The sequence below is a fragment of the Nocardioides sambongensis genome (assembly GCF_006494815.1).
In the GTDB taxonomy this organism is placed as follows: domain Bacteria; phylum Actinomycetota; class Actinomycetes; order Propionibacteriales; family Nocardioidaceae; genus Nocardioides; species Nocardioides sambongensis.
This window is the reverse complement of the sequence record NZ_CP041091.1, coordinates 1836567-1859470: the sequence shown is the minus strand read 5'-3', so window position 1 is coordinate 1859470 and position 22904 is coordinate 1836567. Positions and strand designations below refer to the sequence as shown.

The window sequence follows — 22904 nt, the reverse complement described above, 5'->3', positions numbered from 1 at the left end:
CCGCCGGGTGCGTCCGGGCGACCTCTACGCCGCGCTGCCGGGCGCCAGCGTGCACGGCGCCCGGTTCGTGCCCCAGGCCGCGGCAGCCGGCGCCGCGGCGGTGCTCACCGACGCCGACGGCGCCGCCGCCGCCGAGGGCGCCGGGCTCCCGGCGCTCGTCGTACCGCACCCGCGGGGAGCGCTCGGCCGGGTCTCCGCCGGCGTGTACGGCGACCCCGCCGAGGCCCTGCGGACCGTGGGGGTCACCGGTACCCAGGGCAAGACCACGGTCACCCGACTGCTGGACAACGGTCTGGCCGCCGCGGGGGTCCGGGCGGCGGTGATCGGCACGGTCGGCACCCGGATCGCGGGCACCGAGGTCCGCACCGCGCTCACCACCCCCGAGGCCCCCGACCTGCACGGTCTCTTCGCGGCGATGCGGGAGCAGGCGGTGGACACCTGCGCGATGGAGGTCTCCAGCCACGCCCTGGTGCTGGGCCGCGTCGACGGGGTGGTCTTCGACGTCGCGGTCTTCTTGAACCTCGGCCGCGACCACCTCGACTTCCACGCCGACGTCGAGGACTACTACCGGGCCAAGGCATCACTGTTCACCCCCGCGCGGGCGCGCGCGGCGCTGATCGACATCGACGACGAGCACGGGCGGCGACTCGCCGCGGAGACGATCCTCCCGGTGCGCACGGTCTCGGCCCGGGGGAGCGCGGCGGACTGGACGGCGGCGGACGTCGCGCTCGGCCCGGACGGGTCGACCTTCACCGTGCACGGCCCGGACGGCCGCAGGTTCGCCGCCGGGGTGCCGCTCGCCGGGGACTTCAACGTCGCGAACGCGCTCGCCGCGATCGCCGCCGCCGGCGAGGTCGGCCTCGATGCCGCCGCCGTCGCGGCCGGCATCGCCTCCGGAGCCGGCGTGCCCGGCCGGCTGGAGCGGGTCCGCGCGGAGCCCGACCCCGGGTTCCCGGTGCTGGTCGACTACGCCCACAAGCCCGACGCGGTCGAAGCGGTGCTGAGCACGCTCCGGCCGGTGACCGCCGGGCGCCTGATCATCGTGCTCGGCGCCGGCGGGGACCGGGACACCGGGAAGCGTCCACTGATGGGCGAGCTCGCCGCGCGCGGTGCCGACCTGGTGGTGGTCACCGACGACAACCCCCGCTCGGAGGACCCGGCCGCGATCCGGGCGGCGGTGCTGGCCGGGGCGACCGGTGCCGGGGCCGCCGCCGAGGTTCTCGAGGTGGAAGGTCGGCGGGACGCGATCGCCACCGCCCTGGACCGCGCCCGACCCGGTGACGTCGTGGTGGTGGCGGGCAAGGGCCACGAGACCGGGCAGGAGATCGCCGGCGTGGTGCACCCCTTCGACGACCGCCTCGTGGTCGCCGAGCTGCTCGCGGAGCGGCCCGGACGTCCGGACGGCGGCCGATGATCCCGATGACCCTGGCCGAGATCGCCGACGCGGTCGGCGGGACGTTGGCCACCCCGGAGCACGCCGACGTACTGGTCACCGGCGAGGCCTACCTGGACAGCCGCGCGCCGGTGCCGGCGGGGCTCTTCGTGGCCGTCGCCGGCGAGCACGTCGACGGCCACGACTACGCCGCCGCCGCGCACGCCGTGCTCGGATCGCGTCCCACCGACGCCCCCACCGTCGTCGTCTCCGACCCGGTGGCCGCGCTCGGCCGGCTGGCGCGTCACGTGCTGGACCGGCTGGACGCCGTCGTGATCGCGCTGACCGGCTCGCAGGGCAAGACCGGGACCAAGGACTACCTGGCCGGGGTGCTGGCCGCCGTGGCCGGCGCGGAGGCCGTGGTGGCCACCGCCGGCAACCACAACAACGAGCTCGGCGTGCCGCTCACCGTGCTGCGCGCCACCGCCGCCACCCGCTACCTGGTGGTGGAGATGGGGGCCCGGGGCGTCGGCCACATCGCCTACCTCTGCCGCATCGCGCCACCCAGGGTCGCTGCCGTGCTCAACGTCGGGACGGCCCACATCGGGGAGTTCGGCAGCCGGGAGGCGATCGCGCTCGCCAAGGGGGAGATCGTCGAGGCGCTGCCGGCCGACGGCGTCGCGGTGCTCAACGCCGACGACGACCTCACCGCCGCGATGGCGACCCGTACGCCGGCACGGGTGGTCACCTTCGGCAGCCGGGCCGGGGCGGACCTGCTCTGGAGCGGGGTCCGGACCGACCCGCTCGGGCGTCCCACGTTCCAGCTCTCCGGCCCGGGGGTGAGCAGTTCACCGTCGAGCTGCACCAGCCCGGTGGGCACCAGGTCGCCAACGCGGCCGCCGCGGCGGCGCTCGCGGCCGGCGCCGGACTCGGCCTGGACGCGGTCGCGCCGGCGTTGACGCAGGTCACGGCCTCGTCGCGGTGGCGGATGGAGCTGTCCGAGCGTGCCGACGGGCTGGTCGTGGTGAACGACGCCTACAACGCCAACCCCGAGTCGATGCGGGCGGCGCTGGAGGCGCTCGCCTCGATCGGCGCCGGCAGCGGTCGTCGTACCGTCGCTGTGCTGGGGGAGATGAAGGAGCTCGGTGACGCCCACGAGGACGGCCATCGCTCGGTGGGCCGGGCGGCGGCCGAGCTGGGCATCGACGTGCTCGTCGTGGTCGGCCCGGGGGCGGCCGCGATCGCGGACGGCGCCGGCCCACCCGACGGGGTGAGTGAGGTGGTCCTCACGGAGGGGCATGGCGAAACCATCGCGTGGTTGCGGCAGAATGCCGGAGCGGAGGACGTCGTCCTCGTGAAGGCGTCACGTGGCGCCGCGTTGGAACGGGTCGCCGAAGCGGTGGCCCACGGAACCCAGGAGGAGAAGACGACGTGAGAGCGATCCTGCTCGCGGGGGGCATCGCTCTGCTGATCTCCCTGCTCGGCACCCGGACCGCGATCACCGCCTTCACCCGGTGGGGCTATGGCCAGGAGATCCGCGAGGACGGCCCGACCAGCCACCACACCAAGCGCGGCACGCCCACCATGGGCGGCGTGGTGATCATCCTCGCCGCCGTGATCGGCTACTTCGCGGCGAAGCTGATCACCCTGAGCACCCCGAGCGCCTCGGCGCTGCTGCTGCTCTTCCTCTTCGTGGGGATGGGCGTGGTCGGCTTCCTCGACGACTTCATCAAGATCTACAAGCAGCGCAACCTCGGCCTGCGCAGCAAGGCCAAGATGATCGGCCAGACGCTGATCGCGGTGGTCTTCGGACTCCTCGCGCTCTCACCGTGGCTGGAGGACGAGAACGGCCGCACCCCCGCGTCCCACAAGCTCTCGTTCCTGCGCGAGCTGGACTGGCTGGTGCTGCCGACCATCCTGGCGCTGCTGCTGATCTGGGTCTTCGTCACCGGGTTCAGCAACGCGGTCAACCTGACCGACGGGCTCGACGGGCTGGCCGCCGGTGCCTCGGTGATGGTGTTCGGCGCCTACACGCTGGTCAACATCTGGCAGAACAACCAGTTCTGCCAGGGGGAGCCGAGCTCGACCTGCTACAACGTGCGAGATCCGCTCGACCTCGCCATCATCGCCTCCGCGATCACCGGCGCCTGCTTCGGCTTCCTGTGGTGGAACGCGGCGCCGGCGGCGATCTTCATGGGCGACACCGGGTCGTTGGCCCTGGGCAGCGCGCTGGCCGGCTTCGCGATCCTGACCCGCACCGAGCTGCTGCTGATCATCCTCGGCGGGCTCTTCGTCCTGGAGACCCTCTCGGTGATGCTGCAGGTCGGCTTCTTCAAGATCACCAAGGGCAAGCGGATCTTCCGGATGGCACCGATCCACCACCACTTCGAGATGCTCGGCTGGGAACAGGTGACGGTCGTGATCCGGTTCTGGATCATCACCGGGCTGTGCGTGGCGACCGGTCTGGGCATCTTCTACGCCGAGTGGGTCTCCCGGCTGTGAGCGACGCCGTACCTCCCCGTCCGGACCCCACCGCCCTCGGCCGGCACGACTCCTGGGCCGGCGTGCGCGCGGTCGTCGCCGGCTTCGGCACGAGTGGTGCCGCGGCCGTCGACAACCTGCTCCACCTCGGCGCCGAGGTGACCGCCCTCGCCGAGGGCGCGGCGCCGTCCATCCTGGAGCGGGCCGAGCTGCTCGAGGTGCTCGGAGCGCGGATCGAGCTGCACACCGGCGCCACGTCCGCCCTGCCCGACGACACCGACCTGCTGGTCGTCTCGCCCGGCTTCCCGCCGGACGCCCCGCTGCTGGTCCAGGCCCGCGCGCGTGCGGTGCCGGTCTGGGGCGAGGTCGAGCTGGCCTGGCGGCTGCGCGACCCGGACCACCCCGCGCCCTGGCTCTGCGTCACCGGCACCAACGGCAAGACGACCACCGTGCAGATGCTCGACAGCATCCTGCGCGCCGCCGGGCTGCGCAGCGTCGCCGCCGGGAACGTCGGGCTGCCGCTGACCGAGGCGGTGATGGACCCCGAGCCCTACGACGTGATCGCGGTGGAGCTGTCCAGCTTCCAGCTGCACTACACCGACTCGATGTCCGCCGAGTCCGCGGTCGTCCTGAACGTCGCCGAGGACCATCTCGACTGGTACGACGAGGCGGCCGGCCGCGGCGGGATGGACGCCTACGCCGCGGACAAGGGCCGGATCTACGAGCGCGTCTCCCGCGCCTGCGTCTACAACGTGGCCGATCCGACCACCGAGCACCTGGTCCGCGAGGCCGACGTGATCGAGGGCGCGCGGGCCATCGGGTTCACCCTCGGCACGCCGGGCGTCGGGATGCTCGGCGTGGTCGACGACATCCTCGCCGATCGCGCCTTCGTGGAGCAGCGCCGGGACAGTGCCGCCGAGCTGTGCACGATCGAGGACCTGGCCTCGCCGGCACCGCACTTCGTGGCGAACGCCCTGGCCGCCGCCGCCCTGGCCCGCGCGCACGGGATCAGCGCCCGTGCCGTGCGCGACGGGCTGCGCTCGTTCCGGCCGGACGGTCACCGGATCGCCACCGTGGCGGTCCACGACGAGGTCACCTGGGTGGACGACTCCAAGGCCACCAACCCGCACGCCGCCGCCTCCTCGCTCTCCGCCTTCGAGCCCGTGGTGTGGGTGGCCGGCGGACTGGCCAAGGGAGCACGCTTCGAGGACCTGGTCCGCAGCTGGGGTGGACGCCTGCGCGGAGCGGTGCTGATCGGCCGCGACCGCGATGTGATCGCCGACGCGCTTTCGCGACACGCTCCGGATGTGCCGGTGATCCTCGTCGACTCCGGTGAGACTGACGGTGTAGATGGTGCTGACCGGACGGACCCCGAGGACCTGATGGACCGCGTCGTCGCCGCGGCGGCCGAGCTGGCGCGGGCGGGCGACACGGTGCTGCTGGCCCCCGGGTGTGCCTCGATGGACCAGTTCGCCAACTACGGGGCACGTGGTGACGCCTTCGCGGCAGCGGTGCGGGCCCGGATCGCCGGCCAGGAGGCCTGACCGGCCCCACGAGGGACCGAAGCCGTCAGGAGGGTTCGCCATCACCACCGCGCATCCCGACGCCGCGACACGGGCGAGCGCCACGCAGCCCGGCCCAGTCCCCTCCGGCACGCCATCGGGCGGCTCGGCCCGATCCACCCGGATCTCCTGGGGCGCCAGCGTCCGCGACGCACTGGACCGCCCGCTGACCACCTACTACCTGCTGGTCGGCGCGGTCGCACTGCTGCTCACCATCGGCCTGGTGATGGTGCTGAGCGCCTCCAGCGTCTACGCCTACGAGCGGCTCGGTGACTCCTACGCGATCATCCGACGGCAGATGATCTGGGTGGTGCTGGGCGTCCCGGCCGCCTGGCTCGCCTCCCGGGTCTCGCCACGCTTCATCCGCAGCCTGGCCTACCCGGCGTTCTCGATCTCGCTGCTGCTGCTCGGGGCGACCGCGATCTTCGGAGTCGAGCGCAACGGCAACACGAACTGGCTGGCGCTCGGCCCGATCCAGATCCAGCCCTCGGAGATCGCCAAGCTCTCGCTGATCATCTGGGCGGCGCACATCTACGCCAACAAGGAGCGCAGGCTCGACCGGCTGCACGAGCTGCTGGTACCGGTGGTGCCGGGGATGGTGATGGCGACCGCGCTGGTGGTGGTCGGACGTGACCTCGGCACCGCCCTGGTCTTCTTCGCGATCCTGATCGGCATGCTCTGGGTGGTGGGCGCCCCGGGACGCCTCTTCTTCATCGCCCTGATGGTGGTGGGGTCGATCGCCCTGGCGCTGGCCGCCACCGACACCGAGCGACTGACCCGCATCGCGAACTTCGCCGATCCGTTCAAGGACTACCACGGTGCCGGCTGGCAGCCGGCCCACGGTCTCTACGCGATGGCCAGCGGCGGCATCGCCGGTGAGGGCATCGGCGCGAGCCAGCAGAAGTGGGGACAGCTCCCCGAGGCGCACACCGACTTCATCTTCGCCGTGCTCGGCGAGGAGCTCGGCCTGATCGGCACGCTGCTGGTGATCAGCCTGTTCCTGGTGATCGCCTACGCGATCATCCGGGTCGCCCGCCAGACCACCGACCCGTTCATCCGCTACGCCAGCTTCGGCGTGGCCGTGTGGCTGCTCGGCCAGATGATCATCAACGTCGGTATGGTGCTCGCGCTGCTGCCGGTGATCGGCATCCCGCTCCCGCTCGTCTCCTACGGCGGATCCAGCCTGGTGCCGGCGCTGGCGGCGCTCGGCATGGTGATCGGGTTCGCCCGGCGGGAGCCGGCGGCGGCCCGCGCCCTCGCGCAGCGCAGGCGTGCCCGCTCCGCCGGGTTGTCGGCCCGCCGGTAGCGTCGTCCCCACCACCGACCACCGGTGGCCGTTCCGACGACGAGGTGCCGTCGGTCAGCAGCGAGCAGGAGGCAGGAAGCGTTGTCGATGAAGGTGTTGTTGGCAGGTGGCGGGACCGCCGGGCACACGTCGCCCTTGCTGGCGACCGCCGATGCGCTGCGGCGCCACGACCCCGACGTCGCCATCACCTGCCTCGGCACGCCCCGCGGCCTGGAGAACCGGGTCGTCCCCGAAGCGGGCTATCCGCTCGAGCTGATCCCACCGGTGCCCCTGCCGCGCAAGCCGGGCAAGGACCTGGCCCTGGTGCCGGCGCGGCTGCGCGGTGCGGTCAAGGCGGCCGGAGAGGTGATCGACCGGCTCCGGCCCGACGTGGTGGTCGGCTACGGCGGCTACGTCTCGATGCCGGTCTACCTGGCGGCCCGTCGCCGCAAGCTGCCGCTGGTGGTGCACGAGCAGAACGCCCTCCCGGGCATCGCCAACAAGGTCGGCGCACGGTTCGCCACCCGGGTCGCGGTCAGCTTCCCCGACACGCCCCTGCGCAAGGCCGAGTACGTCGGCCTCCCGCTGCGCCCGATGATCGCCGGTCTCGACCGCGTAGCCCTGCGGGGCGAGGCGCGAGAGTTCTTCGGCCTCGACCCCGCCCTGCCCACGCTGGTGGTGACCGGCGGCTCCCAGGGAGCCCGCCGGCTGAACCGGTCGGTCACCGGTGCCGCCGCCGCGCTCGGGGCACGGGGGATCCAGGTGCTGCACGTGGTCGGTCCCAAGGGCCGCGACGACGCCAGCTGGAACGACCCGGTGGAGACCGGGCGGCCCTACGTCGTGCTGCCCTTCGTGGACCGGATGGACTACGCGCTGGCCGCCGCCGACCTGATGATCTGCCGCTCCGGGGCCAACAGCGTGGTGGAGGCCGCCGCGAGCGGCGTGCCGAGCATCTTCGTGCCGCTCCCGATCGGAAACGGTGAGCAGGCGCTCAACGCGCGCCCCGTGGTCGACGCCGGGGGAGCCCTGCTGGTGCCGGACGGGGACCTGACCGCCGACTACGTCGCCGACACCGTGCCGGACCTGATCGGGGACCCGGAGCGGTTGGCCGCGATGGGCGCTGCCGCCGCGCGGCTGATCCCCAAGGACGCCGACGACAAGCTCGCCGCGCTGATCCGCGAGGTCGCCGGAGGGGCCCGATGAGGCTGCCCGTCCCGGACGCGATCGCCCGGGCCGAGGACCTGGGGAGGGTCCACTTCGTCGGCATCGGGGGCGCCGGTCTGTCCGGGATCGCCCGGATCATGGCCCGCCGCGGGGTCCCGGTCACCGGCAGCGACGACAACGACACCGCGTTCCTCCGCCCGCTGCGCGAGCTCGGCGTGGACATCCACCTCGGGTACGACGCCGCCCACGTGGGCCCGGCCGACACCCTGGTGGTCACCACCGCCGCGCGCGAGGACAACCCGGAGGTGGTCGCCGCGCGCGAGGCCGGTCTCCGGCTGCTGCCGCGCTCGGCCGGACTGGCCTCGGTGATGCACGACCAGCGGGTGCTCGCCGTGGCCGGCACCCACGGCAAGACCACCACCACCTCGCTGCTCGCCGTGGCGCTGATCCACGCGGGGGCCGACCCCTCCTACGCGGTGGGTGGCGTCCTGAACGCGACCGGTCGCAACGCCGACCTGGGCTCCGGGGCCCACTTCGTGGCCGAGGCGGACGAGAGCGACGGCGCGTTCCTGGTCTACGACACCCACGCCGCGATCGTGCTCAACGTGGACGCGGACCACCTCGACGTCTGGGGCACCCCCGAGGCCTACGCCGCGGCGTTCGACGAGTTCGCGAACGGCATCGACCCCGACGGGTTCCTGGTCTGCGCGGTCGACGACGAGGGCAGCGCACGTCTGGCCGCCGCACAGCGGGCGTCCGGCCGACGGGTGCTCACCGTCGCCGTGGACGCCCCGGCCGACCTGCGGGCGGTCGACCTCCGCGTCGCCGGCGGCGGCACCACGTTCGCCGTGGTCCGGGTCGACGACGGCGGGGTCGAGCGGCTCGGCGAGGTCGCGCTGCGGATCCCCGGCCGCCACTACGTCGTCGACGCGCTGGCGGCGCTGGCGATGGGACTCGAGCTCGGGCTCCCGTTCGAGGCGCTGGCCCAGGGCCTGGGGACCTTCGTCGGCACCGGCCGCCGGATGGAGCTGGTCGGCACCGCCGGCCAGGGGTCCGACGCGGTCCGGGTCTACGACAGCTACGCCCACCACCCCAGCGAGATCGCCGGCGACCTGGAGGCCGCTCGTTCGCTGGTCGCGGACGGCGGCCGGGTGGTCGCCTGCTTCCAGCCGCACCTGGTCTCCCGGACCCGCCTCTTCGGCGCCCAGATGGGGCACGAGCTCGGCGCCGCCGACGAGGTGGTGGTGCTCGACGTCTACGTGGCCCGCGAGGACCCGGACCCGTCGGTGACCGGCGCGATGGTCGCCGCCGCGGTCCCGCTGCCCGCCGAGCGGGTGGCGTTCGTGGCCGACCGGGCCGGCGTCGTACCGGAGGTGGTGGGGCGTGCGCGCCCGGGTGACGTGGTGATCACACTCGGCGCGGGGGACGTGACGGCAGTGGCGCCGCAGGTGCTCGCCGCGCTGCAGGAGCGTGCCGATGGCTGACGGTCGGTCGCGGACCGACGGGCTGCAGAAGGCCCGTCGTCGTTTCGCCCGCCGTCAGTGGGCCCGGCGCTGGTTGACCTGGCGCTACGTGCTGGTCGCGGCGCTGCTGGTGGGCCTGCTCGGTCTCGGCGTCTACGGGGTGTACTTCTCTCCCTGGCTGCGGGCCGAGGAGGTCAGCGTGACCGGCACGGACATGCTCACCACCGACGAGGTTCTCGCCGCCGCCGACGTCGAGACGGGGGAGCCCTCGCCTCGGTCGACCTCCAGGGGATCGAGCGCAGGATCGCCGGCAACCTCACCACGGTGGAGAGTGTGGACGTCGCCAGGGTCTGGCCGCACGAGGTGTCGATCCTGATCCAGGAGCGCACGCCCGTCGCGGTCTTCGACGCCGGCACCGGCCTGCAGTACGTCGACGCGACCGGCGCACGGTTCGGCAGCCTGAAGCGGCTGCCGGAGGACCTGCCACTGATCGTCGGCACCGCCGACGTCGACAACCTGGCACTGAACGAGGCGGCGGCGGTGGTCGCTGCGCTGTCGCCGCAGGTGGCCGGGATGGTGGACCGGATCGAGGTGGCCACCGTCGACCAGATCGAGCTCCGGCTGCGCGACGGGCGCGTCGTGCGCTGGGGGAGCGCGGAGCGTTCCGAGGACAAGGCCGAGGTGCTGCTGGCCCTGATGGACCAGGACGCCGAGGTGTACGACGTCTCGGTGCCCGGCCGGCCGACGACCCGCTGACGGATCCGCGGGCCCGGCTCGGAAATCGGATCCGCCGCGCGACATCGCGGCGTGTCTGCGGTGATTCGCCGATCCGGCTCCCTACTGTCGTCAGCACGTCGAGGTTGACATAACTATAACCCTCAGGCTGAGGGTCAGGGTTGAGGCCTGACGAGATCACCGCCGCCGGTGCACCTGCACCCCCGGCCCCAACCGCTCAACCACCCACACGCATCGCAAGACTCGAGAGGTGAAGCCGCCGTGGCAGCTGCACAGAACTATCTGGCCATCATCAAGGTGGTGGGGATCGGTGGCGGCGGCGTCAACGCCGTCAACCGGATGATCGAGGTCGGCCTCAAGGGGGTCGAGTTCATCGCGATCAACACCGACGCCCAGGCGCTCCTGATGAGCGACGCCGACGTCAAGCTCGACATCGGCCGCGAGCTGACCCGCGGCCTCGGTGCCGGCGCCAACCCGGACGTGGGGGCCCGGGCGGCCGAGGACCACGCCGAGGAGATCGAGGAGGTGCTCAAGGGCGCCGACATGGTCTTCGTCACCGCCGGCGAGGGCGGCGGCACCGGCACCGGCGGCGCGCCCGTCGTCGCCCGGATCGCACGCTCCCTCGGCGCGCTGACCATCGGTGTGGTCACCCGCCCGTTCCAGTTCGAGGGCGCCCGCCGCAAGAAGTCGGCCGACGAGGGCATCGAGCGGCTCCGCGAGGAGGTCGACACCCTCATCGTGATCCCGAACGACCGGCTGCTGCAGATCTCCGACCGCAACGTCTCGGTGATGGACGCGTTCCGCCAGGCCGACCAGGTGCTGCTGCAGGGCGTCTCCGGGATCACCGACCTGATCACCACACCCGGCCTGATCAACGTCGACTTCGCCGACGTCAAGGCCGTGATGAGCAACGCCGGTTCGGCGCTGATGGGCATCGGGTCGGCGCGCGGTGAGGACCGGGCGGTCGCCGCGGCCGAGATGGCGGTGAGCAGTCCGCTGCTCGAGGCCTCCATCGACGGTGCGCACGGGGTGCTGCTGTCCATCGCCGGTGGGTCGGACCTCGGCATCTTCGAGATCAACGAGGCCGCGGCCATGGTGGCCGACGCGGTGCACGAAGAGGCCAACATCATCTTCGGCACGATCATCGACGACGCGCTCGGCGACGAGGTGCGGATCACCGTCATCGCCGCGGGCTTCGACGGTGGCGCGCCGAAGCGGCGGGAGGAGAGCTCGCTGCGACGCGACGCCGCGCGGAACTCCGCCCCTCCGAGGACAACCGGAGCACCGCCGGAGCCGTCGCGACCCGTCGTGACGAGGCGCCGCGCCGCACCGAGCAGCCGGCGCCCACCGGTGGCGGTGCCGAGCGGACCGAGCGCGCCCCCGAGCGCACCGCGGAGCGCACCGCCGAGCGGACGGAGCGGACGGAGCGGCCCACCGTGGCGACCCGTCCGACGCCCACCCCGATGCAGTTCGACGACGACGACCTCGACGTCCCGGACTTCCTGAAGTAGACGGCACCGACCCCGCGACGTGTTCGTCTTCCGTGACCACCTCGATCTCGACCCGGGAGCCTCCCGGGTCGAGATCGGCTTCACCGACGCCAGCCTCGACCTGCAGGGCGGCGACGACAGGCCGGCCTTCGCCGGCGACCTGGCGCGGGTGGTCGAGGAGGCCGGAGTGCCGTTCGCCCGGCTCAGCCAGGTGCACGGGGCGGAGGTGGTCGAGGTCGTCGACGAGCCGCCCCGCGGCCCGGCGGAGGTGCCCTCGGCCGACGGCCTGGTCACCGTCCGGCCGCGGACCGGCCTGATGATCCGCACGGCCGACTGCGTGCCGGTGCTGCTGGCCGACGCGGTGAGCGGGGTCATCGGCGCCGCACACGCCGGCCGGGCCGGGACCGCGCTCGGCGTCGTACCACGGACGGCGGCGCGGATGCGGGAGCTGGGAGCGCAGAGGCTGCACGCGTGGATCGGGCCGCACGTGTGCGGCCGGTGCTACGAGGTGCCGGCGCAGATGCGTGCGGAGGTCGCGGCCGTCGTGCCGCAGACGTTCAGCGAGACCCACGCCGGGACGCCCGCGCTCGATCTCGGCGCCGGGGTCCGCGCCCAGCTCGAGGCGGAGCAGGTGAGCGTGGTCGAGGTGCCCGGTTGCACCCTGGAGGACGGGGCGCTGCACTCCTACCGCCGCGACGGCGCCGCGGCCGGGCGGTTGGCGGGGCTGGTGTGGAGACGATGACCGCGAACGACGTACGGCGCTCCGAGCTCGCCGACAACCTGGCTGCTGTGCGCGAGCGGATCGACGCGGCGACCCGTGCGGCCGGCCGCACCGACGAGGTCGCGCTGACCGTGGTCACCAAGTTCTTCCCCGCCGACGACGTGGCGGCCCTCGCCTCGCTCGGTGTGGTCGACGTCGGGGAGAACCGCCACCAGGAGGCCGAGGGCAAGCACGCCGCGTGCCTGGAGGCGGGGGTCGGCGGGCTGCGCTGGCACTTCATCGGCGGGCTGCAGAGCAACAAGGCGGCCGCGGTGGCGCGCTGGGCGGACGTGGTGGAGTCGATCGACCGTCCCAAGCTGGTCGGCGCGCTGGACCGTGGCGCCGCCGAGCGCGACGCGCCCCTCGACGTCCTCCTCCAGGTCAGCCTCGATCCACCGGGACGCGATCAGCGCGCCGGCGTGGAGGCCGCCGACCTGGCCGGGCTCGCCGCGCGGGTCGAGGCCGCCGAGCACCTGCGACTGCGCGGCCTGATGGCGGTCGCGCCGCTCGGGGAGGAGCCCGAGCCGGCCTTCGGGCGGCTCGCCACGATCCGCTCCGAATTCCTCGCCGACCACCCCGGTGCCGACCTCCTGTCGGCCGGCATGAGCGGCGATCTCGAGGCGGCCATCGCCCACGGCGCGACACACGTGCGCGTCGGAACCGCGGTCCTCGGTTCGAGGCCGGGAGTCCAGTAGTGTCCAGATCACGATCAACGGCCCGTGCGGCCCAGATGCGGAGGCAAGTCCCATGAGCGGTGCGATGCGCAGGATCGGTGAATACCTCGGCCTGCTCGAGGACACCAGCTACGACGAGTACGACGACACCGCCGCGGAGGAGCCTGCCGGTCAGCGCCAGGCCCGCCCGGTCCGTGACGCCTCCGTCGCCGATCTCAACGAACGCCGCCGCACCGTGGCCGCCGCGACGGCTCCTGCGTCGTCGGCGTCGGTCGTCGCCGAGCTCTCCCGGATCACCACGCTCCACCCGCGCACGTACAACGAGGCGCGGACCGTGGGGGAGCAGTATCGCGACGGCACGCCGGTGATCATGAACCTCTCCGAGATGGACGACGCCGACGCGAAGCGGCTCGTCGACTTCGCGGCGGGCCTGATCTTCGCCACCCGCGGCAGCATCGAGCGGGTCACCAACAAGGTGTTCCTGCTCTCTCCGCCGAACGTCACCGTCGCCGCGGAGGACAAGCAGCGGATCGCCGACGGCGGCTTCTTCAACCAGAGCTAGTCCGGCGCCCCGAAACCCCGGTGCGCCACGGGCCTGGGGTGCCCCGATAGGTTGTGGCCGTGACAACCGTCGGCTGGGTGATCGAAGGCATCCTCTTCGCCTTCATCGGCTTCCTGTGGGTCCGTTTCATCGCTGACTGGGTGCAGGTGTTCGCCCGGTCCTGGGAGCCCTCGGGCGTGATCCTGGTCTTCCTCGAGATCGCCTACACGGTCACCGATCCGCCGATCAGGCTCCTGCGCCGGATCATCAAGCCGATCCGGATCGGCAACTTCGCCCTCGACCTGAGCTTCATCCTGGTCATGATCGCGGCGTACGTGCTGCTCGCGGTCAACCGTTCGACGCTGCTGGTCTGACCGCCGGTCAGGCGTGACCGGACTCGCCCGGAACCCTCTGTGACGGTCGGCGACTCACGGTGCGTGTGTGGCAGGCGCTAAGGTTCGCAGAGACAGTTTGTCCCGGCTCCGAAAAGTAAGGTGAGGTCATGCCGCTGACGCCCGAGGACGTGAGCAACAAGCGCTTTACCCCGGTTCGGCTCCGCGAGGGCTACGACATGGGTGAGGTCGACCAGTTCTTGGACGAGGTCGAGGCTGAACTGGCCCGCCTCACCCAGGAGAACGACGACCTCCGAGCGAAGCTTGCTGCGGCCCAGTCCGGTTCGCCGGCTCAGTACGAGGCGCCCACCTTGGCGCCGGTGCCCGAGCCCGAACCCGAGCCTGAGCCCGAGCCCGTACCGACCCCCGCGCCCGCTCCGGTGGTGCAGGCCCCGGCACCCGTCGTGTCCGGTGGCGTCGAGACCATCCGCGTCGAGACGGTGCCCGAGGCATCGAACGCGGCTGCTCGACTGCTCGAGATCGCCACGCGCAACGCTGACGAGCTCGTGGAGGACGCGAAGAACGAGGCCGACAAGATCGTCGGCGAGGCCCGTACCAAGGCCGAGCGACTCGAGATGGAGTCGAAGGGTCGCGCCGACCGGCTCGAGTCCGACGCCCGTACGCGCGCCGAGATGCTCGACAGCGAGACGGCCGAGCGCCGTACCCAGCTGTTCGGGGAGCTCGAGAAGGAGCGGGACAAGCTCGGCGTGGAGGTCGAGAACCTCCGCTCGTTCGAGCGTGAGTACCGCTCGCGTCTCAAGAGCTACTTCAACCAGCAGCTCGAGGCGCTGAAGACGCCCGGCGACACGGTGGCACCGGCAGAGGATGCTCCGGCCCCGAAGCGTCTGCGTTCGATCCTCGGCGAGGAAGAGCGTCGCTGAGCTGATCGTCTCTCTCAGATCGGTCCACACCGGCCGGCCCGTCTCGGGCCGGCCGGTGTGCCGTCTTGGTGGTGCAAAACACACCGGCTAACCTCCGCACCAGCCGCCGTGATCCCCGGCGGGAGTGCTCGAGGAGACATGCGATGGCTCGTACACCCAAGAAGTCGTTGGCCGGTCAGGCCGCGTCTGCAGCACGACGGATCATCCGCACACGTCCCAAGGACGACGCCGAGCCCGCCGACGAGTCGGCTCCGGCGAAGAAGACTGCTTCGGCGAAGAAGACTGCTTCGGCCAAGAAGGCCGCGCCGGCCAAGAAGGCCGCGCCGGCCAAGAAGGCCGCGCCTGCCAAGAAGGCCGCGCCTGCCAAGAAGGCCGCGCCTGCCAAGAAGGCCGCGCCTGCCAAGAAGGCCGCGCCCGCGAAGAAGGCCGCGCCCGCGAAGAAGGCCGCGCCCGCGAAGAAGGCCGCGCCTGCGAAGAAGGCCGCGCCTGCCAAGAAGGCCGCGCCTGCCAAGAAGGCCGCGCCTGCCAAGAAGGCCGCGCCTGCCAAGAAGGCCGCGCCCGCGAAGAAGGCCGCGCCCGCGAAGAAGGCCGCGCCGGCCAAGAAGGCCGCGCCGGCCAAGAAGTCGACCAAGAAGGCCGCGCCGTCCGAGCTCGTCGTGCTCGCCGGCGAGGAGGCCTGGTCGAGCGACGAGCTCGCCGAGGTGCTCGCCGAGCTCAACGAGCAGCGCACCCACAGCCTCGAGCTGATCGAGGCCCAGGAGGAGGACCTCAACGGGCTGCTGCGCGATGCCGGCGACGGCGCCGGGCAGGACCAGGCGGACGTCGGCGCGACGAGCTTCGAGCGTGACCACGAGCTCACCGTGCTCAACCACGAGCGGGAGAAGCTGGCGCAGATCGACCGGGCCCTGGCGCGCATCGACGACGGCACCTACGGGGTGTGCGAGTCGTGCGGGGAGCCGATCGGGAAGATGCGGTTGATGGCGTTTCCCCGTGCCACACTGTGCATGACATGCAAGCAGCGCGAGGAACGTCGATAGGCGACCCGGACGGCGTTCCCGGCGCCGGAGGAACGCCCGAGAAGAACAGCCGGAGTCGGTGGCGGGCGTGGTGGATCTTCGCCGCGGTGGCGCTGACCTGCTTCGGGTTGGACCAGTACACCAAGCACCTGGCGGTCGAGCACCTCACCGGGCAGCCCGACAAGCAGCTGATCGGCGACGTCCTGCAGCTGCGACTGGCCTACAACCCGGGCGCGGCGTTCAGCCTGGGCACCGAGTTCACCGTCGCGATCACCTGCCTGGCCATCGTCGCCACCGTCGTGGTGCTGGTGCTCAGCCTGCGTCTGCGGCACTGGGCCTGGGCGGTCGCCCTGGGCTTCCTGCTGGCCGGCATCGACGGCAACCTCTTCGACCGGCTCTTCCGCGACCCGCAGGCCTTCCACGGCCACGTCGTCGACTTCCTGATGCTGCCGAACTGGCCGATCTTCAACGTGGCCGACATCTGCATCAACATCGGCGCCGTGCTGATCCTGATCCTGGTCTTCCGCGGCATCGGCCTCGACGGCACCCGGATCGACGCCGACCGGGATGACGCCGACCTGGACGACGCCGACCTGGATGACGCCGACCTGGACGACGCCGACCTGGATGACGCCGACCAGGTCGCCGATGACCGGGTTGACGCAGGTCGGGAAGACACGGACGGTGGCACCGGCGCGGACGCTGATGGCCCCCCGACCACCACCGCCGACGCGCCGGGCGAGAAGGAAGGGGACGAGTCGTGACGACCAGCGACCACCGCAGCCTGGCGGTTCCCGAGAGCCTCGACGGTGAGCGCCTCGACGTCGCCATGGCGCAGCTCTTCGGCGTCTCCCGGAGCCGGGCCGCCGATCTGATCGCCTCGGGCCTGGTCCGCCTCGACGGCGCCGGCGTCGCCAAGAGCGAGCGGGTGCTGGGCGGTGCGATCCTCGACGTCGAGCTCCCGCAGGAGACCGATCCGCTCGCGGTGGTGCCCGAGATCGTCGAGGGGATCGGGATCATCCACGACGACGAGTCGATCGTCGTCATCGACAAGCCGGTCGGCGTCGCGGTGCACCCGTCCCCGGGGTGGCGCGGACCGACGGTGGTCGGTCACCTCGCCGGCGCGGGCTTCCGGATCTCCACCTCCGGCGCCAAGGAGCGTGAGGGGATCGTCCAGCGCCTCGACGTCGGCACGTCCGGGGTGATGGTGGTCTGCAAGTCCGAGCACGCCTACTCGGTGCTGAAGAACGCGTTCCGCCGGCGCACCGTGGACAAGACCTACCACGCGCTGGTGCAGGGCCACCCCGACCCACTCGCCGGCACCGTGGATGCACCCATCGGTCGACACCCGGGCGCCGACTACAAGTTCGCCGTCCTCGACGGGGGCCGGCCGAGCGTGACCCACTACGAGACCCTCGAGGCGCACCGCTTCGCCAGCCTGCTCGAGGTCCACCTCGAGACCGGACGCACCCATCAGATCCGGGTGCACATGTCCGCCCTGAAGCACCCGTGCGCCGGCGACCTCACCTACGGCGCGGACCCGGTGCTCGCCCGTCGCCTGGACCTGACCCGGCAGTGGCTGCATGCGGTCCGCCTCGGCTTCGAGCACCCGGACACGGGCAAGTACGTCGAGTACGAGTCGGCGTACCCCGCCGACCTCCAGCACGCACTCGACGTGGTGCGCGAGATCCACTGATGGACCTGCGGTCCGACCTGCTCGTCCGCCCGGCGACGGAGGAGGACCTGCCCGGGCTGGCCGACCTGTTCTGGGCGGCCCGCGCCGCCGCCGCGCCCTGGATGCCGCCGTCGGTCCACGGGTTCGACGAGGTCCGCGCGCACTACCTCGACCTGCCGCAGCACGGCCGTGAGGCGTGGCTGGCCGAGGACGGGCGCGGAACGGTCGGCTTCGTCACCCTGAAGGACGACTGGCTCGAGGACCTCTACGTGCGCCCCGACGCGCAACGGGACGGGGTCGGTGCGACGTTGCTCGACCTGGTCAAGGCGGTGCGTCCGGCGGGGTTCGCGCTGTGGGTCTTCGAGTCGAACGGTCCGGCTCGTGCGTTCTACGCGCGCCACGGCCTCGTCGAGCGCGAGCACACCGACGGCAGCGACAACGACGAGCGCGCTCCCGACCTCCGGATGTCCTGGTCCGGCGGCGCTCGGCGGTTCGTGCGCCGGGCCTTCTCCTCGCCCGACTGACGCGGGGCGGGCACAAGGCTGAGAGGGTGCTCCCAGCGACTCCGACGGCGGTGGCTGGCGCAATCGGTCGGACCGGTCACGTAGGCTGATGGCCTTCCCCCGTTGAGCAGTCGGACCGGCCCCGTGCCGGTCCGAACGACTGCGGAACGCCCCCTTGCTGAGCCAGTTCCACCCCGTCACCAGCCTTTGAGGAGCCAGTACCAGCCGATGGCAGCAGTCGGATCGGGCGGAGCGGACTTCGCCCACCTCCACGTCCACACCGAGTACTCGATGCTCGACGGTGCCTCCCTGCTGGACGGTCTGTTCCAACGGGTCAACGAGCTGGGCATGTCGTCCATCGCGATGACCGACCACGGCAACCTGCACGGTGCCTACGACTTCTGGTCGAAGGCCCGCAAGCACGGTGTCCGGCCGATCATCGGCATCGAGGCCTACCTGACGCCGCAGACGCACCGCTCCGAGCGGCGGCGGGTTCGCTGGGGCAAGGGCGACGCGGCGGAGGAGGGCGGCAACGACGTCGCCGGTGGCGGGGCCTACACCCACATGACGATGTGGGCGCAGACCACCGAGGGGATGCACAACCTCTTCCGGCTGTCCTCGAAGTCCAGCCTCGAGGGCTACTACTACAAGCCGCGGGCCGACCGAGAGCTGCTCAACCAGTACGGCAAGGGCCTGATCGCCACCACCGGCTGCCCCTCCGGAGAGGTGCAGACCCGGCTCCGGCTGGGGCAGTACGACGAGGCGCGCCGCTCGGCCGCCGAGTTCCAGGACATCTTCGGCAAGGAGAACTTCTTCCTGGAGCTGATGGACCACGGGATCGACATCGAGAAGCGGGTCCGCGACGACCTGCTCCGCCTGGGCAAGGACCTGGACATCCCGCCGGTCGCCACCAACGACTCGCACTACAACAACCCCGGTGACGCCGAGGCCCACGACGCCCTGATCTGCGTCGCCTCCGGCAAGCGGCTCTCCGACCCCAACCGGCTGAAGTTCGACGGCGGCGGCTACTACATCAAGTCGGCGGCCGAGATGCGCGAGCTCTGGGCGGACCGGTTCGGCATGCCCGAGGCCTGCGACAACACGCTGGCCATCGCCGAGCGCTGCGACGTCGAGTTCACCGAGTCCACCGGCGGCTACATGGCGCGCGCCGACGTGCCGGCCAGCGAGACCGAGGAGTCCTGGTTCGTCAAGGAGGTCTGGCGCGGCATCGAGGCGCGCTACCCCGGTGACAAGCTGACCCCGGAGGTCAAGGCGCGCGTCGAGATGGAGCTCGACGTCGTCGCCACCAAGGGCTACTGCGGCTACTACCTGGTGGTCGCCGACTTCATCCAGTGGGCCAAGGACAACGGCATCCGCGTCGGACCGGGTCGTGGCTCGGGTGCCGGCTCGATCGCCGCCTACGCGCTGCGGATCACCGACCTGTGCCCTTTGGAGCACGGCCTGATCTTCGAGCGGTTCCTCAACCCCGAGCGCCCCTCGATGCCCGACTTCGACATCGACTTCGACGAGCGTCGGCGCTCCGAGGTGATCCAGTACGTCTCCCGCAAGTACGGCAACGAGCGGGTCGCCTACATCGCCACCTTCGGCCGGATCAAGGCCAAGCAGGCGATCAAGGACGCGGCGCGGGTGCTGGACCACGGGTTCGCGATCTCGGACAAGATCACCAAGGCGCTGCCGCCCGACATCATGGGCAAGGGCGTGCCCCTGAAGGACATCTTCGACGCCGACCACAAGCGCTACTCCGACGGCGGCGAGTTCCGGTCGCTCTACGAGTCCGACGCCGAGGTCCGCACGATCTACCAGACGGGCCTCGGCCTGGAGGGCCAGATCCGGCAGTGGGGCGTCCACGCCGCCGGCGTGATCATGTCCAGCGAGCCGCTGATCGACGTGGTGCCGATCATGAAGCGCGAGCAGGACGGCGCGATCATCACCCAGTTCGACTACCCGATGTGCGAGTCGCTCGGGCTGGTCAAGATGGACTTCCTGGGCCTGCGGAACCTGACCGTCCTCGACGACGCGCTGGCCAACATCAAGATGAACCGGGACGTCGAGGTGGTCCTCGAGGACCTGCCTTTCGACGACCCCGCCACCTACGAGCTGCTCTCCCGTGGTGACACCCTCGGCGTCTTCCAGCTCGACGGCGGCCCGATGCGCGCCCTGCTGCGCAGCATGCGCCCCGACAAGTTCGAGGACATCTCCGCGGTCGGCGCGCTCTACCGCCCCGGTCCGATGGGCGCGGACTCGCACAACAAGTACGCCCGCCGCAAGAACGGGCGCGAGCCGATCGACCCGATCCACCCCGAGCTCGCCGAGGCCCTCGAGCCGGTGCTGGGGGAGACCTACGGCCTGATCGTCTACCAGGAGCAGGTGATGGCGATCGCCCAGGTCCTGGCCGGCTTCACGCTCGGACAGGCGGACATGCTGCGCCGCGCCATGGGCAAGAAGAAGAAGGAGGAGCTGGACAAGCAGTACGCCGGCTTCCAGCAGGGCATGCTCGACCGCGGTTTCTCGCAGGCGGCGATCACCACGCTGTGGGAGATCCTGCTCCCGTTCTCCGACTACGCGTTCAACAAGGCCCACTCGGCGGCGTACGGGGTGGTGTCCTACTGGACCGCCTACCTGAAGGCGAACTACCCGACCGAGTACATGGCGGCGCTGCTCACCAGCACCAAGGACGACAAGGAGCGTCGCCCGGTCTACCTCAACGAGTGCCGTCGGATGGGCATCCAGGTGCTGCCTCCCGACGTGAACGAGTCGGCGCACAACTTCACCCCGGTCGGCAAGGACATCCGCTTCGGGCTGACCGCCGTGCGCAACGTCGGCGCCAACGTCGTCGACGGCATCGCGCAGGCGCGCCAGCACAAGGGCCGCTTCCTGGACTTCAACGACTTCCTCTCCAAGGTGCCCGCGCACGTGTGCAACAAGCGGGTGATGGACTCGCTGATCAAGGCCGGCGCCTTCGACGAGATGAAGCACCTGCGTCGCTCCCTGGTCGCGATCCACGAGACCGCCGTCGACCAGTACGTCGACATCAAGCGCAACGAGGCGATCGGTCAGGACTCCCTCTTCGCGGGGCTGGGCGACGATGACGACGACGGCGGGTTCGGGGTCAGCGTGGCGATCCCCGAGCTGGACGAGTGGGACAAGATGACGCTGCTCGGCCACGAGCGCGACATGCTCGGCCTCTACGTGTCCGACCACCCGCTGCTCGGTCTCGAGCACGTGCTCTCCACCGGCACCGACTGCACCATCGGTCAGCTGGTCACCGACGAGGAGCGGGCGCACGGGTCGACCGTCACCGTGTGCGGACTGGTGACCTCCGTGCAGCGCAAGATCACCAAGAACGGCGACCCGTGGGCGACGGTGACGCTGGAGGACCTCGAGGGTGCGGTGGACGTGCTGCTCTTCCCGAGCAGCTACCGCTTCGCGGCGCCGTACCTGACCGAGGACGCCATCATCCGGGTCCGCGGCCAGCTCGACACCGACCGCGACTCCGTGCAGATGCGCGGGCAGGAGGTGACGGTCCCGGACCTCGACATGGCCGGTGACGGGCCGGTGGTGATCAGCCTCCCCGCCACCCGGTGCACGGGTCCGGTGATCGCCCAGCTGCGCGACGTGCTGTCCACCCACCCCGGGTTGACCGAGGTGCGGCTGAGGCTGCTGACCAGGGAGAACACGCGTCTGATGAAGCTCGACGACCGACTCCGGGTGACCCCGAGCTCGTCACTCTTCGCCGACCTGAAGGCACTGCTGGGGCCGGGATGCCTGACGTGACCGACCCGGCTCGCACGGACGTGACGACGGAGCAGACCCCGCACGGAGGACGCCGCTGGGCGCTCGCCGCGGTGCTGACGATGCTCGCCTCGGCCGCGCTCGGCGCGCTCGGCGGCTGGGCCTGGTGGTCGTGGTGGTCGCCCGGCTTCGACGGCACCGTCTACGAGACGACCGAGGGCGCGCTGTGGCTGCCCGAGCCGTTCGACCCCGGCTTCGCCGACGCCTTCACCGGCACCGCGCAGTATGCGCTGCTCGGCGCCGGCTTCGGCCTCGTGCTGGGGCTGGTCGGCGCGCTGCTGCTCCGCCGTCGCCCGGTCACCGGGCTGGTGGTGGTGTTGGCCGGCAGCGCGGTGGCGGCCGCGGTGATGGCCGTGGCGGGCACCGCCCCGAGCCCGCCGGACCCGCAGACGCTCGCATCGGCCGACACCGTGGGCCGGTCCTTCCCGGCGCACCTCGAGGTGACCAGCTGGACGCCGTACCTGGTGTGGCCGGTGGGCGCGATGTTCGGCTACGGCACCTTCATGGTGACCACCGCCGGCGCGCTCCGCATCCGCGACCGGGAGGACGATCCGGACTGGCTGCAGGCCGGCGCCACCCGTGCCGAGCCCGAGGCGGACGTCACCCCTTCCGGATCGGACCTTCCGCCGCCCCGGTGAGCCGGACCAGGTCGGCGGCCGCCAGCTCGACCTCGAGCCCCCGTCGGCCCGCCGACACGAAGATGGTCGGGTGCTCACCGGCGGAGCTGTCCACCACGGTGGGCAGTCGGCGCTTCTGGCCCAACGGCGAGATGCCGCCGACCACGTAGCCGGTGGCGCGCTCGGCGGCGGCCGGGTCGGCCATCGCGGCCCTCCGGCCGCCGGCGACCTTCGCCAGCGCCTTCAGGTCGAGCTGCCCGGCGACCGGGACCACCGCCACGGTCAGCCCACCGTCGACGTCGGCCAGGAGCGTCTTGAACACCCGGTCGACCGGGAGCCCGAGCACCTCGGCGGCCTCCTCGCCGAACGAGGTGCGGCGCGGGTCGTGGTCATAGCTGTGCACGGTGAACGGCGCGCCGTCCCGGGTGAGTGCATCGATCGCCGGTGTCCCCCCGGCCGTCCTCCGCTTCGCCACCTCGG

Annotated in this window: 22 protein-coding genes and 1 pseudogene; 22 read left to right on the top strand and 1 reads right to left on the bottom strand. The window is 71.8% G+C overall.

All coding sequences use genetic code 11. The features are described 5' to 3' along the window. The first annotated feature begins 7 nt into the window (after positions 1-7). From FIV43_RS08675 to FIV43_RS08575, 22 genes and pseudogenes are all read left to right on the top strand, one after another. Entirely contained in the window at positions 8-1414 is a 1407-nt protein-coding gene (locus FIV43_RS08675) for a UDP-N-acetylmuramoyl-L-alanyl-D-glutamate--2,6-diaminopimelate ligase (protein WP_231123852.1), read from the top strand. Then, entirely contained in the window at positions 1411-2331 is a 921-nt protein-coding gene (locus FIV43_RS08670) for a UDP-N-acetylmuramoyl-tripeptide--D-alanyl-D-alanine ligase (RefSeq protein ID WP_231123851.1), read from the top strand. Before FIV43_RS08675 ends, FIV43_RS08670 begins: the two co-directional genes overlap by 4 nt. A gap of 29 nt (positions 2332-2360) precedes the next feature. Beyond that, a complete protein-coding gene (locus tag FIV43_RS22225; RefSeq protein ID WP_231123850.1) occupies positions 2361-2807 on the top strand; it encodes a glutamate ligase domain-containing protein in 447 nt (148 codons plus the stop codon). Beyond that, the gene (gene mraY, locus FIV43_RS08665; RefSeq protein ID WP_141013801.1) at positions 2804-3874 is read left to right on the top strand and encodes a phospho-N-acetylmuramoyl-pentapeptide-transferase; all 1071 of its coding nucleotides are present in this window, start codon (positions 2804-2806) and stop codon (positions 3872-3874) included. Before FIV43_RS22225 ends, mraY begins: the two co-directional genes overlap by 4 nt. Continuing rightward, positions 3871-5397 carry a UDP-N-acetylmuramoyl-L-alanine--D-glutamate ligase gene (murD, locus tag FIV43_RS08660; RefSeq protein ID WP_141013800.1) on the top strand — a complete coding sequence of 509 codons (1527 nt, stop codon included), beginning with the start codon at positions 3871-3873 and terminating at the stop codon, positions 5395-5397. Before mraY ends, murD begins: the two co-directional genes overlap by 4 nt. Beyond that, on the top strand, positions 5345-6721 hold the full coding sequence (gene ftsW, locus FIV43_RS08655) for a putative lipid II flippase FtsW (RefSeq protein WP_231123849.1): 1377 nt from the start codon (positions 5345-5347) through the stop codon (positions 6719-6721). Before murD ends, ftsW begins: the two co-directional genes overlap by 53 nt. Positions 6722-6808: 87 nt before the next feature. Continuing rightward, entirely contained in the window at positions 6809-7903 is a 1095-nt protein-coding gene (murG, locus tag FIV43_RS08650) for an undecaprenyldiphospho-muramoylpentapeptide beta-N-acetylglucosaminyltransferase (RefSeq protein ID WP_141013799.1), read from the top strand. Continuing rightward, positions 7900-9348 (top strand): UDP-N-acetylmuramate--L-alanine ligase, encoded by a 1449-nt coding sequence (gene murC / locus FIV43_RS08645; RefSeq protein WP_141013798.1) that lies wholly within the window; start codon positions 7900-7902, stop codon positions 9346-9348. Before murG ends, murC begins: the two co-directional genes overlap by 4 nt. Beyond that, positions 9341-9703 carry a hypothetical protein gene (locus FIV43_RS22220; RefSeq protein WP_231123848.1) on the top strand — a complete coding sequence of 121 codons (363 nt, stop codon included), beginning with the start codon at positions 9341-9343 and terminating at the stop codon, positions 9701-9703. Before murC ends, FIV43_RS22220 begins: the two co-directional genes overlap by 8 nt. Next, positions 9619-10083 carry a cell division protein FtsQ/DivIB gene (locus FIV43_RS22215; RefSeq protein WP_407938889.1) on the top strand — a complete coding sequence of 155 codons (465 nt, stop codon included), beginning with the start codon at positions 9619-9621 and terminating at the stop codon, positions 10081-10083. The genes FIV43_RS22220 and FIV43_RS22215 overlap by 85 nt, the downstream gene beginning before the upstream one ends. A 240-nt stretch (positions 10084-10323) precedes the next feature. Next, positions 10324-11573, top strand: a pseudogene (gene ftsZ / locus FIV43_RS08635) (cell division protein FtsZ). Between the two features lie 19 nt (positions 11574-11592). Then, positions 11593-12294 (top strand): polyphenol oxidase family protein, encoded by a 702-nt coding sequence (locus FIV43_RS08630; RefSeq protein ID WP_141013795.1) that lies wholly within the window; start codon positions 11593-11595, stop codon positions 12292-12294. Beyond that, positions 12291-13007, top strand: a complete 717-nt coding sequence (locus tag FIV43_RS08625; RefSeq protein ID WP_141013794.1) for a YggS family pyridoxal phosphate-dependent enzyme — start codon at positions 12291-12293, stop codon at positions 13005-13007. The genes FIV43_RS08630 and FIV43_RS08625 overlap by 4 nt, the downstream gene beginning before the upstream one ends. 52 nt (positions 13008-13059) lie before the next feature. Continuing rightward, positions 13060-13548: a cell division protein SepF gene (locus tag FIV43_RS08620; protein ID WP_141013793.1), complete on the top strand. Its 489-nt coding sequence runs from the start codon at positions 13060-13062 to the stop codon at positions 13546-13548. 59 nt (positions 13549-13607) lie between these two features. Next, positions 13608-13901: a YggT family protein gene (locus FIV43_RS08615; protein WP_141013792.1), complete on the top strand. Its 294-nt coding sequence runs from the start codon at positions 13608-13610 to the stop codon at positions 13899-13901. Positions 13902-14029: 128 nt separating this feature from the next. Continuing rightward, entirely contained in the window at positions 14030-14800 is a 771-nt protein-coding gene (locus tag FIV43_RS08610) for a DivIVA domain-containing protein (protein WP_141013791.1), read from the top strand. Between the two features lie 143 nt (positions 14801-14943). Next, on the top strand, positions 14944-15837 hold the full coding sequence (locus FIV43_RS20920; RefSeq protein WP_181407730.1) for a TraR/DksA family transcriptional regulator: 894 nt from the start codon (positions 14944-14946) through the stop codon (positions 15835-15837). Beyond that, a complete protein-coding gene (gene lspA, locus FIV43_RS08595) occupies positions 15810-16580 on the top strand; it encodes a signal peptidase II (protein ID WP_231123846.1) in 771 nt (256 codons plus the stop codon). Before FIV43_RS20920 ends, lspA begins: the two co-directional genes overlap by 28 nt. Further along, positions 16577-17512 carry an RluA family pseudouridine synthase gene (locus FIV43_RS08590; protein ID WP_269204075.1) on the top strand — a complete coding sequence of 312 codons (936 nt, stop codon included), beginning with the start codon at positions 16577-16579 and terminating at the stop codon, positions 17510-17512. Before lspA ends, FIV43_RS08590 begins: the two co-directional genes overlap by 4 nt. Next, entirely contained in the window at positions 17512-18015 is a 504-nt protein-coding gene (locus FIV43_RS08585) for a GNAT family N-acetyltransferase (RefSeq protein WP_141013789.1), read from the top strand. Before FIV43_RS08590 ends, FIV43_RS08585 begins: the two co-directional genes overlap by 1 nt. A 207-nt stretch (positions 18016-18222) precedes the next feature. After that, complete coding sequence (gene dnaE, locus FIV43_RS08580; protein WP_141013788.1) at positions 18223-21789, top strand: DNA polymerase III subunit alpha; 3567 nt, start codon at positions 18223-18225, stop codon at positions 21787-21789. Continuing rightward, entirely contained in the window at positions 21786-22445 is a 660-nt protein-coding gene (locus FIV43_RS08575) for a hypothetical protein (RefSeq protein WP_141013787.1), read from the top strand. Before dnaE ends, FIV43_RS08575 begins: the two co-directional genes overlap by 4 nt. Here the strand turns inward: FIV43_RS08575 and ybaK are convergent. Beyond that, complete coding sequence (gene ybaK, locus FIV43_RS08570) at positions 22408-22899, bottom strand: Cys-tRNA(Pro) deacylase (RefSeq protein WP_141013786.1); 492 nt, start codon at positions 22897-22899, stop codon at positions 22408-22410. The genes FIV43_RS08575 and ybaK overlap by 38 nt on opposite strands. Between the last annotated feature and the right edge of the window lie 5 nt (positions 22900-22904).

Bases quoted from the DNA above. Each gene is read 5' to 3' on its own strand.
- lspA (WP_231123846.1), top strand. From the start codon at position 15,810: ATGCAAGCAGCGCGAGGAACGTCGATAGGCGACCCGGACGGCGTTCCC.
- FIV43_RS22220 (WP_231123848.1), top strand. From the start codon at position 9,341: ATGGCTGACGGTCGGTCGCGGACCGACGGGCTGCAGAAGGCCCGTCGT.
- FIV43_RS20920 (WP_181407730.1), top strand. From the start codon at position 14,944: ATGGCTCGTACACCCAAGAAGTCGTTGGCCGGTCAGGCCGCGTCTGCA.
- FIV43_RS08585 (WP_141013789.1), top strand. From the start codon at position 17,512: ATGGACCTGCGGTCCGACCTGCTCGTCCGCCCGGCGACGGAGGAGGAC.
- FIV43_RS08670 (WP_231123851.1), top strand. From the start codon at position 1,411: ATGATCCCGATGACCCTGGCCGAGATCGCCGACGCGGTCGGCGGGACG.
- FIV43_RS08620 (WP_141013793.1), top strand. From the start codon at position 13,060: ATGAGCGGTGCGATGCGCAGGATCGGTGAATACCTCGGCCTGCTCGAG.
- murG (WP_141013799.1), top strand. From the start codon at position 6,809: ATGAAGGTGTTGTTGGCAGGTGGCGGGACCGCCGGGCACACGTCGCCC.
- dnaE (WP_141013788.1), top strand. From the start codon at position 18,223: ATGGCAGCAGTCGGATCGGGCGGAGCGGACTTCGCCCACCTCCACGTC.
- murC (WP_141013798.1), top strand. From the start codon at position 7,900: ATGAGGCTGCCCGTCCCGGACGCGATCGCCCGGGCCGAGGACCTGGGG.
- FIV43_RS08610 (WP_141013791.1), top strand. From the start codon at position 14,030: ATGCCGCTGACGCCCGAGGACGTGAGCAACAAGCGCTTTACCCCGGTT.
- FIV43_RS08625 (WP_141013794.1), top strand. From the start codon at position 12,291: ATGACCGCGAACGACGTACGGCGCTCCGAGCTCGCCGACAACCTGGCT.
- FIV43_RS22225 (WP_231123850.1), top strand. From the start codon at position 2,361: ATGGAGCTGTCCGAGCGTGCCGACGGGCTGGTCGTGGTGAACGACGCC.